This window comes from Paenibacillus sp. DMB20, from assembly GCF_000987955.1.
Lineage (GTDB): Bacteria > Bacillota > Bacilli > Paenibacillales > Paenibacillaceae > Paenibacillus_AQ.
This window is the reverse complement of record NZ_LAZU01000025.1, coordinates 391,487-406,065: the sequence shown is the minus strand read 5'-3', so window position 1 is coordinate 406,065 and position 14,579 is coordinate 391,487. Positions and strand designations below refer to the sequence as shown.

At 48.4% G+C, this 14,579-nt stretch carries 10 protein-coding genes and 1 pseudogene; 5 read left to right on the top strand and 6 right to left on the bottom strand.

Going from position 1 to position 14,579, the window contains the following annotated elements; genetic code table 11:
* The first annotated feature begins 31 nt into the window (after nt 1-31).
* The 4 genes and pseudogenes from XI25_RS12555 to XI25_RS36255 all read left to right on the top strand — a co-directional run.
* The gene (locus XI25_RS12555) at nt 32-2,263 is read left to right on the top strand and encodes a sensor histidine kinase (RefSeq protein WP_046678861.1); all 2,232 of its coding nucleotides are present in this window, start codon (nt 32-34) and stop codon (nt 2,261-2,263) included.
* A 7-nt stretch (nt 2,264-2,270) separates the two neighbouring features.
* The gene (locus tag XI25_RS12550) at nt 2,271-2,900 is read left to right on the top strand and encodes a response regulator transcription factor (RefSeq protein ID WP_052759576.1); all 630 of its coding nucleotides are present in this window, start codon (nt 2,271-2,273) and stop codon (nt 2,898-2,900) included.
* Between the two features lie 327 nt (nt 2,901-3,227).
* Nucleotides 3,228-4,058 (top strand): M23 family metallopeptidase, encoded by an 831-nt coding sequence (locus XI25_RS12545; RefSeq protein ID WP_235439847.1) that lies wholly within the window; start codon nt 3,228-3,230, stop codon nt 4,056-4,058.
* Nucleotide 4,059: 1 nt separating this feature from the next.
* A pseudogene (locus XI25_RS36255) lies at nt 4,060-4,140 on the top strand (SDR family oxidoreductase); the annotation flags it as partial.
* A 207-nt stretch (nt 4,141-4,347) separates the two neighbouring features.
* Here the strand turns inward: XI25_RS36255 and XI25_RS12540 are convergent.
* The 3 genes from XI25_RS12540 to XI25_RS12530 form a co-directional block, all read right to left on the bottom strand.
* Nucleotides 4,348-4,614, bottom strand: a complete 267-nt coding sequence (locus XI25_RS12540) for a helix-turn-helix domain-containing protein (protein ID WP_046678860.1) — start codon at nt 4,612-4,614, stop codon at nt 4,348-4,350.
* A 15-nt stretch (nt 4,615-4,629) separates the two neighbouring features.
* Complete coding sequence (locus XI25_RS12535) at nt 4,630-5,622, bottom strand: hypothetical protein (protein ID WP_046678859.1); 993 nt, start codon at nt 5,620-5,622, stop codon at nt 4,630-4,632.
* Between the two features lie 402 nt (nt 5,623-6,024).
* Complete coding sequence (locus XI25_RS12530) at nt 6,025-7,083, bottom strand: serine hydrolase domain-containing protein (protein ID WP_235439846.1); 1,059 nt, start codon at nt 7,081-7,083, stop codon at nt 6,025-6,027.
* A gap of 320 nt (nt 7,084-7,403) precedes the next feature.
* Here XI25_RS12530 and XI25_RS12525 point away from each other — a divergent pair, with 320 nt between their 5' ends.
* Nucleotides 7,404-8,636, top strand: a complete 1,233-nt coding sequence (locus XI25_RS12525) for a chitinase (protein ID WP_046678857.1) — start codon at nt 7,404-7,406, stop codon at nt 8,634-8,636.
* Between the two features lie 131 nt (nt 8,637-8,767).
* Here XI25_RS12525 and XI25_RS31280 read toward each other — a convergent pair whose 3' ends face one another.
* Genes XI25_RS31280 through XI25_RS12510 form a run of 3 tightly spaced genes read right to left on the bottom strand, consistent with a single transcriptional unit; the run spans nt 8,768 to nt 14,456 of the window.
* Nucleotides 8,768-12,769, bottom strand: a complete 4,002-nt coding sequence (locus XI25_RS31280) for an Ig-like domain-containing protein (RefSeq protein ID WP_052759575.1) — start codon at nt 12,767-12,769, stop codon at nt 8,768-8,770.
* A 44-nt stretch (nt 12,770-12,813) separates the two neighbouring features.
* Entirely contained in the window at nt 12,814-13,620 is an 807-nt protein-coding gene (locus tag XI25_RS12515) for a carbohydrate ABC transporter permease (protein WP_046678856.1), read from the bottom strand.
* Nucleotides 13,617-14,456 carry a carbohydrate ABC transporter permease gene (locus XI25_RS12510; protein WP_152669126.1) on the bottom strand — a complete coding sequence of 280 codons (840 nt, stop codon included), beginning with the start codon at nt 14,454-14,456 and terminating at the stop codon, nt 13,617-13,619. The genes XI25_RS12515 and XI25_RS12510 overlap by 4 nt, the downstream gene beginning before the upstream one ends.
* Nucleotides 14,457-14,579: the final 123 nt, after the last annotated feature.

The window sequence follows — 14,579 nt, the reverse complement described above, 5'->3', positions numbered from 1 at the left end:
AAATGGTACATTGGGAGCGGGGGGATACAGTTTGTCCGCTATTACGCGAAAATATAACTGGGCCGTATACGGATCGGCCCTTGTTTACCTAGTAGTGGCGGCGTATATTCACGTCGCTACGTTTCAAAATCCATATACGGGTTTACTGTTCCGCGGCGAATCGGGCGCATGGACCGTATCGTCGATCAATCCCACGGGTCTTGCGGCAAAATGGGACGTGCGCGTCGGCGACCGGCTCGTGTCGGTGGACGGCAAGCCTCCGGACCATATGATCAAGCTCGGCGATCAGGCTTATCTCAAGCAATCGGGAACGCTTCTGTTGAATCGCTCCGGCCGCGGCTTGTTCGAGGTACGGAATGAAGCGGATGCCTCCGATTTGTACAGGGGATTATTCATCGTCTGCGCGGAGCTGGCGCTGCTCGTCATCGGTTTGGCTGCTTACCGCAAAAAGCCGGAATCCCATATGATCCGACGGTTTTATGCGGTAAACCTGTTCATTGCCGCGATGCTGCTCACCGTCCATTCGACGGAAACGGCGTTAACCGGGCTGATCTTGCCCCTGCTCGTAAGCTGGATGCCTTATCTTCTATTTGCCTTCTTTGTCGCCTTCGTGTTCCGATCGGTCCCCCGCTCGATCAGTTGGGCCATGGCTCTTTACCGGCTATTAGCCGCATTGTTTGCCACGTTTGCTCTGATCGCCTTTTCGTTGGCCGCCATTCCGGGATGGACCCGAAGCGCAATCCATGCCGCTCTGGTTGGGACGCTGGTCGCCATTATCGTTATAGCGGCCGTCAATTGGAGAGCGATGAACCGGGCCGAGAAAAACAAGCTGCTCGTGTTCGTCTCCTCGCTGACCTTCGGCCTGCTGCCCTTTCTGTTCCTGTGCGCGCTGCCCGATCTGCTGTGGGGAGAATACATGGCCCCTCCGGAAATAACGTTGGCCGGCCTCATCGTCTTTCCGGCTTCCGTGCTGGTATTATGGGTACGACAGAAGATGGTCGACATGCGATTCTATCTTCCCCGGCTTATCATCCACAGCTTGTATGCCGGATCGGCGACCGTTCTCGGCGCAGCTCTCGTCCGAAGCGGCGCTTCCATGACAACGCTTATATTGTGCGGCGCTTTCGCCGCTCTTGTGCTGTTGCATCGGTTCAGCATCGACAGCTTAAAGCGCCAACGGGAACAGCGGGAAAATCGCTTCGACCGGCAGCGCCTGGAAATGTCCATCCGGGTTGCGGAACACCGCAATAGCCGGGATCTGCTGCGGATGCCTGCGGATCTCGTCCATAGCGTAACGGAAATCGAGGGACTGTGCTTCGTCTGGAATCGCGAGGCGGATGCCGTCGTATACGGAACCGGGCAATTCGCCGGGATCGCGGATTGGGTCGATACCGGCAAGCCGATCCCGCGCGAAGTTTTGTCCGGACGGCCCGACTTCGTGCAGGTGCTGGATCTTGCCATGGAGCCGGGACAGCCGATCATCGGGTATTTGGGCTTGGGTCCCAAAATCAATCAAACCGAGTTCACCCCGGAGGAGCTGGGCCTGATCATCAAAGTGAGACAGGAAACCGTTCGCCTGCTGACGAATGCCTCCCTGCTCGATGAGCTGCGCAAAACGCGCGAGACGTTTCCCGGCAAGGAATCCGAATACCGGCTGATGGAAGCCCATCAAGCGGAGCAAGTTCGCACGTCCTACTATCTGCACGATCATATATTGCAGAATCTTATTTTCCTTACCCGTGATCTGGAAGAATTGCATGATACGGGGCATAGCGACAAGCGGCTGACCGCGGTCTGGTTGAAATGCCTGTACGACACGCAGCGCGACATCCGTCTGCTGTGCGATGACCTATACCCGCACATCGTCGATCAAGCGGGACTGGCCGACGCCCTGCGTTGGCTGATTCGTACGCTGAAAGAAAATGGCGGGCCGGCCGCCGAACTTGCAAACGAACTGCCGGAGACGCTTTCCCCGCTGTACAAAATCGCATTGTTTCGAATCGTGCGGGAACTGGCAACGAATGCGGCCAAGCACGCCAAGGCGGATAAATTAACGATCCGGTTATGGGAAACGTTTGACGAGATCCACGGGCATATTCAGGATGACGGCATCGGAATAGACCCGGCCGCCGCTGGCGGACGTGGATTCGGTCTCGCCACGATAGGCAGTCAGATTGCCCAATTCGGGGGGAGCATCGACATTGACTCGGCACCGGGACGCGGAACGACCGTCCGCATTCGGCTGCCGAAGCAAGGAGGTTGAAAGAAGCATGAAGCAGCCCATCAAGGTCCTGTTGCTGGATGATCATCCGCTGGTCATGGAAGGATTGAAGAGTCGGCTTGATCGGGAGTCCGACATTGTTGTAGCCGGGACGTTCAGCGATCCCCGGGAGCTGCTATCGCAAATCGGCCTGCTCAAGCCGGACGTCGCCGTTATCGACGTGTCCATGCCGGGCATGAACGGGTTCGAGGTGTTAACGGAATTAAAGCGGACTTACGGTACGGCGGTCAAGCTGATCGTGCTCTCGGGATATGTCTATGACGAATATGTACATAAAGCCTACGAGATCGGCGTGCATGCCTATCTGTCCAAACAGGCGACCTACCCGCAAATCATGAATGCCATACGGCAGAGCATGCTCGGTCACCGGCTCGTGTCGGAACGGATGAATGCCTCGTTAAGAGCCGACCAACTGACCCCGACGGAGCGGGAAGTGTTGAAACGAATCGCGCTGGAGCAGACGAACAAGGAAATTGCAGCGGAGCTCGCGATCAGCCAGCGGACGGTTGAATACCACATGGCGGCCATTAACCGGAAGCTCGACGTGAAGACGAGGGTCGGCGCGGTAGCCAAAGCCTACGAGCTGGGGTTGCTGGAGCGGCTGTATGATGAGCCATGAAGGCGTAAAATATCGATAAAGCTTCTCTGCCGCTTTGCTGATGGGGATTAACAGACTAAAAACAACGTCACAACGATAACGTAGTGACGTTGTTTTTTGTTTAACGCTGATTCCCTTTTTACCTTTAGATAGAACGTTCTGAATCTACACCTGAAGTAGTGCGGAAATTTTATCCTGAGATTGTTAAAATTAATGAAGGTGGTTCTTATTGTTTTGCAATAAATGAACGGATTGATTTAAGAATGAGGAGGAGGAGTTTATTTTTAATAAATTATTGCGAAAAATTGGTTATCCAAATTGTGTGTTAATAGGGTTCACTTTATTATTGTGGATAAGTGTTTTTTTATTGGTGGTATATTTGGTGCGTATTCATGGGCAATCCTCAAATTAGTTTTACCTATCATAGGAGTACTGGGATTATTAATTAATTTGGTCATGTTTATCATTTTAATTGTTAAAAAGAAAAGAAGTTTAAAGTTGTTTACTAATGTAATGTTAAACATAGCATTAATCTTTCCAATATTAATGACTATGAATATTATTCCTTATGCTTATCCAAACACTATTACACGTGCTCAACCATCTATAACGGTAAGTTGGCCTTTAGCTGAAAAAACCGTTGTTGGTTGGGGAGGTGATAGTGTTAAAGATAATTTACCTCATGCAACATGGTCATCTGAGAGATGGGCATATGATTTAGTAATGGAGCCGCATAATATTAATAGTGATAGTAATGAAGACTACGGAATATGGGATAAAGAAATTCATTCACCGGTTTCAGGAATAGTAATTGCTGTTTCTGATAATGAAGCTGACATTACGCCAGGATCAGAAAACTTTATTTCAATGGAAGGAAATCATGTGTATATAAAAATAAAAGAAACAGGCACTTACCTTTTACTTAACCATTTAAAAAAAGATAGTGTCACTGTTGAAGTGGGAGATCATGTAAAGCAAGGAGATGTCATAGGAAGAGTTGGAAATAGCGGTTCAACCTCAGAACCTCATTTACATATTCATCATCAAAGACAAGATCCAACTAAAGTTATACATCCTGTCTTAGCAGAAGGCCTACCTTTATTTTTTAAAGATATAAATGGTGACCTCATGCCGAAAAAAGATACCATTATAGAACCAAAAAATATTCCTTTAAAGTAATCAAAGCGTGCTCTACCTGCTTCAGAATGGTTTCGTGACCGGAACCGTTCTGCATGTGGGAGGCGGACCTATTTTAACGTAAGCTAAGTGAACTCGATCAAGCGTCGAAACCGTCCAAAGAAAATCGCTGCGCCAAATTTCAATGCGGTGTCCGTTAGTTCCTTTGCAGCCTTCATTATCGTTTCTACCGGATAACTGACTCTAGTTGCCGCAAAAAACACCTCCAAGGTTATCTCCATATCTTACGACATGGTTGAATTCTCTTGAAGGTGTTTTGATTTGTCTCACGCTACGGGGTCAGTCTGTTTAGAGCATCTTTAATTTGCTGGATCGTTAATCCACTTGTTTTCAGTTCTTTAATCAAAAGAATGCGTGCTACGGTTTCCTCTCTTTTGTATCTGCGTGTCAGATTCTCTTCAGCCTGTTCAAAAGGCAGCATGCCTTCTTCCGTGTAAAATTTCAGCGTACTGTAGCGAGCATTCGTAAGCCGCACTAATTCTCCTATGGATACGAACTCAGAGGTCAATATGGTCTCCATGGAACGTTGTCTGGACATGATTACCCAACTCCTTTAAATTGGGCGTTTCGGAAGTAAACGCACACCTTGAATTGGCACCCTCATGTAAACAACATGCGGGACCGCTTCGTAAACCAAATTATCTATTTTTATGGTCGATATCGGTCCTTTCTCTAACACTTTAACCTTATGGCCATAGGACTCTAACCGTGAAATTACATCGTTCAATCTTTTATTGGAATTGGAGAACCAAGCTTCGGTTTCAATAAATACAGCTTGCGAGCGCTCAAGCATGGGGAAAAAAAAGTTGATGGTGCTGCCCACAGCTGTCTTCACAAACCTTTTCTTCATATGCAAGAATTGTTTGATTGCTATTTCAATCCCGTGATGGATTTGAATTGGAAACAATACTTTTGCCAGTAAAACACTTTGATATAATTCATTCATTCTGGTGTTCACCTTTTCTAGCTCGTTCCTCGAGAAAAAATCATGCATGCATCCACTTTCACGAAGAAGCCAAATCATACAAATGATCTCCTCTGTTACCGAACCGTCTTCCAGAATTTCTGCTCGAATATTCTCGGTAGTCCTTGAGTATGTCTCAATATCGCTTCGATATTCTTTGATTGCAACGCCTGCGGAATCATAATATAAGTCGCACCCCAACAGATTCGGGATTTCCTCAAGCAAATCTATTGCCTTAAGAGAATCGGATATTGCGTGCTCAAACTTTAGTAATTTTTTCTGAGGAAGCGTTGAAGCCCCTTTCAGCCACCATTTCAGATCACCCGTTACCGATGATTTTTTGTTGAGTAATGGTTTGAAAACAGTTTCCCGGTAAAGCATGGTATGAGATTGGTCAAGTACATCACTTTTCAATATGAATTTATTCTCTGTTTGTGTAAACGCGCTGTCTAAGTAAACCTCTAAAATGACTGCTGCTGCCATACAACGAACAGCCGCTTTCTTCACCGTAGTCATATAAAGACTACTTTGTACATTTAGCGCAATCATTGAAAAACTTTGTGCTAATTTTAGATCTGTCATAGCAAACCACCCCTATTCATGATTTTATTCATGCCGGCTGATGTTTACTTTGTATATGGAATAATTCTGGTGTTACTTATTACTTATTACTTATTACTTACTGTATATAATATTTACATTGTTTTGTCAAACATTTGGTAACTGTGGGTATATATTCCAACAAAAGACGAAAAAGATTCGTCAGTTCGCATCAAAAAACTCTGTAGTATAAAAAAACAATACAGCATGGACGGACTTGTAGAAACCAAAGTATTTGTTTAATGACGGCCCACGCTTGCGAGGACAATATTAAAAAAAACAAAAAACATGCCCAATTAGGCATGTTCCATTTTTGCGTTCGACGGAGCCAAGGGGAGCGGCCCCCCACTCACTAAGCCACCCGCATGGGTTAATTTGAATGTTCTAACTGCGAACATGTTTTTCTAATTTACGCAGAACGTTAAAAAATATATAGTTCATGCCTTTGGACCGATAGGCGGTTTGGTTGAAGCTTCCCATGATATACACATCATAGTTGGGGAAATACAGCATGGCCGCGCCGCTCGCGCCAAGATGCCCCCAGCCGATGTATTTTCGGGTAAACGGAATGAAATGCAGCCTCATGAGCCCATAGCCGTAGTCCATGCCCAACCACATTTTGTTCCATTGCAACATGGTGTCCAAGGTTTCTTTCCGGACAATCCGATAGTTTACGAGAGCTTTCAAGAAGGTGAGCAGATCCTCTGATGTCGAAACGGTTTGACCTCCGGCATAAAAACTGCTGAAACAGCGGTAGTCTTCCAGCTTTATTTTTAAATCATTCAAATGAAGGTTTGCCACGGGCAGGCCGTTGTCGACGGCAGGATTGGAATAGTGCGATAGATAGGAGTGGTTCATCTCTAGGGGAGTAAAAATATAATCATGCAGCACCTCGTGATAAGCCTTGGAGGTGACTCTTTCAATGATGAGCCCCAACAGATTGAATCCCGTATCCGAATAATGAAGCCCTTTTCCCGGAGGAAACCGGGGTTGCAGATGTTCTGTCGACCACGCTATGGTTTCTTCCGCCGTCCAGAAACGGGAAGGATTCGCGAGAGCTTCATCCATGAACCCGGCTTGGCCTCCCCTCGGTTTGTCCTCGTAATAATCGGGGAGACCGGATGTATTGCTCACCAAATGTTTAATTTGAATCTCCGGCACATAATTTTTTCCTTTATGCGTATGAAGGTCTTTCAGGATGGACGGAGGCAGGTAATTTGCGATGGGGTCTTCAAACCGGACAAACCCCTGCTCTACTAATTTGGCAAGTATAACCGAAGTAAAGGCCTTGCCTATGCTAGCCGTATGATAAGCCTGGCGAGGATCGGCAGGAAATCCATCCGTGTCTCCCGCAGCCATGGGCCAGTGGATATCCAGCTTATCCGAATGGACCAGCAGGTACACATTATGGAGTTTGGGATCGGATGCCACCTTTTGGCTCAAATTCGTTTCGATTTCTTTTCTTACCGTTTCTTTTCTAATTTTTAATTCCCCCTCACGGTACCCCGTTTATAATAAATTGCGAGATTGTTCTGATTTTATCCTATTCAACATCAAGGACAAAACATGCATCCGTATCGGCTTTCGTAAACATTTGGCCTCATTCCGACGATTAAACCATGATCCCTTGATCGCACCTGTTCATCATTCATGGATTTCCCTTTCCAGGATTAGCGCAGTAACTTGTCATAATCAAAAACTAAAGCGATATAAATAAAAAGCGGTAAGGATTACGCCCATTTGAACAAAAAGGGGATGTGTTTATGTCCAATGTCACGTATCCACTTTCAAAGAAATGGATTCGGTGCGCCATGATCCTGACCCTGGCTTCCTCGCTGCTCGTCATTCCTGTCGGAGCGTCTCCGGCTTCAAGCGTTGAAGCTGACGCCATTGAATTAAAAATCCAAGCGGAGTACCTGCTTGACACCAACTTGTCCGTCGGGGAGAGCCGCATTCTGAGCAGGCAGCAGATTGAGGAACTGTGGGATGGGATCGATCCGGACTATTCGGCAGACAAGGCCGTTGAAGCCGTCCGCTCCGCTCTTCCCGAGAAAGAATACGAGGCTTTATTCCCGATGCGGCTCGGATCGCCGGAATGGCACGAATTCAACAAAGGTAAAAAAGACTATAATCCCCATCAGGTCGACTATTATTCCTATCAAAATCTCATCAACGCCGTTAGACTCACCGCGAATATCAAATACAAAGTGTCCTACCGGGAAGGAAACTATTCCGCGCAAGAAATTTACCGATTAGAGAAGAAAGGCAAAACGGAGACGCTTATCGTACGTTCTGCAGATTTCAACTCGCCCGAAAATAAAAGCAAGCCCATTGCCACGCAAATTGTGGATTACGGCGCCTTCTTAAACGAAGGGCTGGAGAAGGATCGCAAGCGTGATCTCGCTGCCCTTCTCGCGAATTTATCCCATGAGACGGGCGGCGGTTGGGATGAAGCGCCAGGAGGCATGCTGCGCTGGGGACTCTATTGGAACGAAAATATTGCGGGCAAGACGGGCCAGAATAAGTCCGACTTCGTAGATCCTGCCAGCAGCAAAGAATATCCGGGCGTTCCCGGCAAGAAATATTACGGCCGCGGTCCCATCATGTTGAGTTGGAATTTCAAATATGGATTAATGAGCGCCATCATATACGGAGACAAGAACGTCCTGTTGAAAAATCCGGAGTCAATTGCGGCCGACGGCAAGCTTGGTTTTGCAACCGCCATCTTATTCTGGATGACGCCGCAAGCGCCGAAGCCTTCCGCCCATGACGTCATGATCGGCAGATGGAAGCCTTCAAATGAAGAGAAGGCCAAAGGATTGGCACCTGCCGGATTCGGCGTCAGCATCATGGTCCTCAACGGTCTGGAAGCGGATCTGGACGAGTCCAATGGCGCCATCAAGCGCCGCGCGGGTCACTATCGCGACATTACGAACCGAATGGGCGTGGATATTACGGGAGAAAAAATCAATACGCTTGGCATGAAGCCATTCTGACTAGGCCTTCATTTCAGAAGAAACAACGGCCCCCATATACCTAATCGTACTATTCAGGTTTTCGTAGAAAAATCATATGAATGACAAACAGCCTTCCCCCAATTTCGAGGAGAAGGCTGTTTTCGCGTATTCTATTCTTTGTCTTGCAAGACTAATGGGATGATACGATACAGCACTACTGCAGCCTCGGCGCGACTCGTCGTCTTTTTCGGGAACAATTGCTTGTTAGCGCCTACTACCAATTTCAGCTTCACAAGCATTGTTGCACTATGCTGCGCGAAATCCGCGATTTGCTCGCGATCTGCAAAGCCAGTCAACTCGTTCACGTTTGCCGATATTGCGATAAGCTTCTCTTGACGCAAGATTCGTTCAACGATCGTTATCAATTGCTCGCGGGTTACCTTCGCTTCGGGATGAAACTCCGTATCCGTAACGCCGTGAACAAGGCCCAACTTCTTCGCTATCGCGATTTCTTTATAATAGGTTGCCGATCGGCTTACATCATCGAAGTTAGAGTCTGTTTCAACAGCGAAGTTGAACATACGCACAAGCATGACCACCAGCTCGGCACGAGTCAGTTCCAGTTCCGGGGCAAATCGATTCAGTGACACGCCATGCAGCACACCGCGTGAGGCAAGCGTTTCAATGGCTTCCTCTGCCCATGAATGCTTAACCAAATCCGTGAACTTTTTCGCCGTATGCACAACTTCATATTTTTCTTCGGGAGAACCTATGAATTTCACTCTCTTCGCAGCCGGGTCATAGAAACTGAATATGATTGGCGTTGTGGTGCCGTCCTTATTCACCCGTACAACGGATACAACGCCCGGTTTTTTGAGTTGATCGGCAGTCAGCTCATACGGCAACTCCATGATTTTAGGTTCAGAATCGCGTTGTCCTTCCGGTTTAGGTTTGTCGGGTTCCTTAATAGGCAAAGGAGTAAAGGTACTCGCGCCAGAATTGCTGCTGCTTCCTGAACCATTATTGCTACCGCCAGGATTTCCATTGTTATACCCGCTTCCCGGTTCTTCTTTGGACTTGACGGTAACGTGGGCTTCTCCAGGTATGGTTGTACCTTCCACGGTTCCCTTCACTTTAAAGGCACCAACCTTGCTATACTGGCTTGAATCTATCGAATCCCATACGACAGGAACTTCTGCTGTCGCCAAATCGGAATACGTGGCCGTTACGACCGATGGCATGACCGGTGGCGTACCGACGACGGTATTCACAAATATCGGCGCAAGCTTCGTAATATAAGGCGTTTCTGCCGGTTCGTTCGTTACGGTAACGGCAGCCACTGCTTGAAGTTCGGTGTCTGCAACCGTCCCGCTTACCGTAAATGTCCCCGCCTTTGCATACTGGTCTGCCTCTATTGCGTCCCATACAACAGGTACTTCTGTTGTCGTTAGATCAGAATACGTGGCCGTCACGACTGAAGGCATAATCGGCGGCGTACCGACAACCGTACTCACCCTTACCGGAGACAGACTTGTAATGAGAGACTTGCCCGGCACAAGCACGGGAATGAGCACAGTCTCAGCTGTCGCGCCGTCATAGCTCCTCGTCACTTCCAAAATAAGATGCACCGTTTCCTCTGCAGCTGGCGATTTTATGGTTCCATCTGAATGTATGATCGCTTCGTTATCCGTCGACTTGATCGCGATGCTGAATCCTGGCGGTACAGAAGGAAGCGTTAACATTTTGTCGTTCTTCGCCGGAGGTTGAATAGCGGCGATCGTTTCGGCAATCGTGTGCGGACTAATGGACATCACCGTAAGAGCTCCCATATCCGGTGCATATTTTGCGGGATTATACAGGGTGATCGTATTCAGACCTTTCCTAAGCTCAATCCGGATCGTTTTATGCAATGCCGTATTCCAATCCGTTCCCGTCAGCGGCACTTCAATGCCTTCTTCCTCATTCGCGCGGACGAACACGGAACGGGGTTCTGCGGTTGCATATTCGATCTGCAAATCATAAACACCATCGCCGGGCACTATAATATTTTGAAACGCTGCGGTATTGTTGTTTCCGGCTTCACCGCCAACAAATCCGAGTGCGCTTCCCGTCATAAAACGGTCACTGCTTCTCAACAGCGTATTCCCCGTTAAAATCGCATCCTTCGGATCGTATACATCTTTTATATTGTTTGCGCTTCCCGACGGCACGATGACCGGTATCGCAGCCGTATGAGTAAAAACGCCATCTGCCGTACGCTTCACTTGGAATACGAGGAGGACTTCTTCCTCTTGCGTCGTCGGCGTTATTTTTCCGGTATGATCAATGATGTTCGGGCGTTTGGATTCGAGCAGCTGAATTTCATAGCCTTCGGGAACCGCAGGGAGCGTTAATCGGATCGCATCCTTCGCAGGGGTAGGAACCGTCTTGATTCCCGTAGCGATGTCCTGTATGGGATCCAGTGGGTCGGCAGATGCTGGTGCAATATATACCCCCGTGTCGGGTGGCAACGATAATGTAACCGTCCCGTCGACTACGGTCATTCCTCTTGACATCAATCTGGGCAGTCCCGGCCCGATTTCGTATACGTCGACGGCCTGCACGCCAGCCCAATCCGCCGGCAGCTTCCAGCTTCTGTCCGTGTATCCGTCCTGACTGTATGCCATGATTTCCGGTTCATCATTGCGCCATAATGCAGGCACGAACATATTCGTTCCGTCTGCTATAAGGACATCGCCTTGTTTTACGATCCGTTTGCCCTCCTGCTTAGAGCTCGTCACATGATTTGAAAAATGCACGGTGTTTGTGCTGCTATCATAAGAGAGGCGATCGAACTGATTAAGATATTGCCATAGCAATGTCGTCGTACTGAATTCCCGCAAAAATCCAGTCAGCCTCACCTTGTCTTTTCGCACAATATCTTCGCCATGCATGCTCGTGCCGAACAACTCATCCCCGCCTTTACCGCCTACGGCTAAAGCGGCCGGCAGCTTCAACTGGCTGTCGATCGAACGCCAATCGGCCCACCAAGCCATCGGCTGCAGACCAAAAAGCGGATTGACGCGGTAGGCATGGAAATATTCGCTCGTAACGTCCATGCCTTTATCGCGCCAATATCGCAAAATCTCCTTCTGCGTCTCCGTCTCCTGACGATGCGTAGTCTTATGATAAGGGTCCGCATACCCATCCGATACCGGCACCTCCGTCAGGCTCGTTATGAATGCATCGATGTGGATCGTTCTGCCGCGCAGCAGCTGCGGAATTCCAGCAAGCAAATCATCGATGTTGCGTTGAAGCACGCCTGCCTCCCACGCACGGGTCAGATTAATGCGATAGCTTTGGCCGCTCACCCAGTGGCCGCCTTTTATTAAATCCCCGTTCTCTTCTTTGCGGATCAAATCCTTGTCGACGAATTCCTTCCACTGCGGACTGTCCATGTATGCATCCGTCATATTAATGTGAAAGCTGATCGTCGTATTATACTTCTCGGCCTCATCCATGAACCATTTCATGCTGTCCAGCGCCGTTTCATCCCCGGCTCGTTTTAACTTGGTGTTCACGACATTCCAGTCCGGATATTTCGAGTCGTGACCGTCGTGCTGCCAGCCGACCAAATAAATAATTTTCGGCATGCCGCGCGTCAACTGATCCATCTTCTTAATTGCATCAAGCGCTTCATCCAAGGTCAGTTCAATATTGCCGTTGTCCCCCAGGTAAAGCTTCATCGTTAAGGTCCTTGCATAATCCCGTAAAAACGGCCTTGCTGGTTCGGGCCTGATGGTCATCGTCAGCTTATCCGTAAAGGTACCGCCTTCTCTCGATACCTTCACCCCTACCTTGACATCGCCTACATCATACGTTCCCGCCCTTGCTGTACCATCTTTTTCAATCGTGAACATTTCAGCAGGAGCGCTGTATTCGATCGTTGCCTTCGAATCATTCCTCAAATCAATCTCGCTGCCGTCTTTCAACTTGCCAATCACCTGTAAGTGCGTCACGCCGTCCAACGGTACATTCGTTTCGGCAGCCGTCAGCCGAACGGACACGAGCGGATTGTCATCCCCATTTGCAGCTTGCGCTTGAACTCCCCCGCCAGTTGCAAACACCCCAAACGTCATTGAAATAACAAGACATAATGACATGAACGCCGAACCCGATTTTATCTTGAACATGCTACCCCTCCCTTTTCGATCTTCATTTTGATTGATTTTTCCCTCTATCCCTTAATGGCTCCCTCTACCATTCCTTTCACGAAATACTTTTGCAGAAACAGATAAACGACGGTAAGCGGCAGCATCCCGATGAAGCATCCTGCGGCGACCCAGCTAATGTTGCTGTGGAATTGCGAGACGAACCCCGACAAAGCAACCGGGATCGTCATCATCTCTTTTTTCTGCAGGAAGAATACGGAAAACTGATAGTCGTTCCATACCTGAACCCCGATCAAAATGACGACAGTAGCCGTTATCGGCTTCAGCAAAGGAAATATAATCCTCAAAAAAATGCCGTACCGGCTGCAGCCATCGATCAGCCCCGCTTCATCCAGCTCCCTAGGAACAGTGCTCACAAAGCCGGTAAACAAGAAAATCGTCATCGGAAGCGAAAACGTGACCTGCGTCAGTATGATTGCCCAGTATGTATTGATCCCGCCGACGTCTACGATAAATTTGTACAAAGGTACGAGAATCGTCAGCGCCGGTACGATCAAACATGAGATGCAAAGCGTATAAACGAACCGGTTCCATCTCGTTGCATGGCGGGCAAGCGGATAGGAAGCACACGCTCCGATAAGCACGACGAGAATGACTGCAAGCAGCGTAACGATCCCATTGTTCAATACGGCTCGACCCAGCTGGGCATCCTTCCATGCATCAATGAAATTCTCGAAACGAAGAGACGACGAAGGCATCCATTTGCTGCTCGTATCCTCGATCGGCTTAAAGGACAGATTGACTAAAATGTAAAAAGGAATGCTGTGGATGATCAGGATGATCAAGGCAGCGATATATTTAAAAGCCTTCATGCATCCACTTCCTTTCGACGCAGCAGCACGAGAGCCGTTATGCTGATAACGGCGATGATGATGAACATGAAGTTCCCAAGCGCTGCCGCATATCCTGCATCCTGACGGGCGAAGTACAAATTGTACATCATCGTGGACAAAGACTGCGTCGCATAACCCGGCCCGCCGTTCGTCATGGCCACAATGACATCGAATAGTTTCAAGCCTCCGATGAGGTTGAGCACGATATTGATCGTAATCGCCGGCATCAGCAGCGGAAGGGTAATCCCCCTGAATCGGCTCCACCAGCCGGCCCCATCGATATTGGCCGCTTCGTAATACTCCCTTGATATGGATTGCAGCCCTGCTAAAAAAATAATCATCGCGATTCCCATGTACTGATAGGTGTTGACCAAGGTGATCATCCATACGGCACGTGATCCGTTCGCCAGCCAATCGACGGCCTCCCCGCCGAACAGCCCCATTGCATCATTCAATGCGCCGCCGTCATATTGGAAGAAGAAGTAGCTGATATACCCCATAATTAAAGGGCTGATAATGACGGGGAGATACACGATCATTCGGACAAGGCCTTTCCCTCTTATTTTCTGATCCAGGAACAAGGCGTAAGCCAGGCCCATCACATTTTGAAATAGAGTGCTGCCGAATCCGTAAATGAACGTGTTCCGAATCGTCTGCAGAATCTTTTGGTCCGAAAACATAAGCCGGTACTTTTCCAATCCTACCCAAGCGTAACTCTGGGAGTAACCATCCCAGTTGGTGAAGGAAATTTTAATTCCTTGAATAAGCGGGTAGAAAATGAAAACCGCAAATAACAGCAATGCCGGGACGTACATCAAATTGAGTATTCCGGCAGAATAAATCCATCTGACTGCAAAGTTGGATTGCGATTGCGCAATTCCTCCTCGCGAGGAATCAACCCCTGACGGACTTCTAGCCATACGCTCCCTCCTAGGTGT

Bases quoted from the DNA above. Each gene is read 5' to 3' on its own strand.
- XI25_RS12535 (WP_046678859.1), bottom strand. From the start codon at position 5,622: ATGACAGATCTAAAATTAGCACAAAGTTTTTCAATGATTGCGCTAAAT.
- XI25_RS12525 (WP_046678857.1), top strand. From the start codon at position 7,404: ATGTCCAATGTCACGTATCCACTTTCAAAGAAATGGATTCGGTGCGCC.
- XI25_RS31280 (WP_052759575.1), bottom strand. From the start codon at position 12,769: ATGTTCAAGATAAAATCGGGTTCGGCGTTCATGTCATTATGTCTTGTT.
- XI25_RS12540 (WP_046678860.1), bottom strand. From the start codon at position 4,614: ATGTCCAGACAACGTTCCATGGAGACCATATTGACCTCTGAGTTCGTA.
- XI25_RS12515 (WP_046678856.1), bottom strand. From the start codon at position 13,620: ATGAAGGCTTTTAAATATATCGCTGCCTTGATCATCCTGATCATCCAC.
- XI25_RS12550 (WP_052759576.1), top strand. From the start codon at position 2,271: ATGAAGCAGCCCATCAAGGTCCTGTTGCTGGATGATCATCCGCTGGTC.
- XI25_RS12510 (WP_152669126.1), bottom strand. From the start codon at position 14,456: ATGTACGTCCCGGCATTGCTGTTATTTGCGGTTTTCATTTTCTACCCG.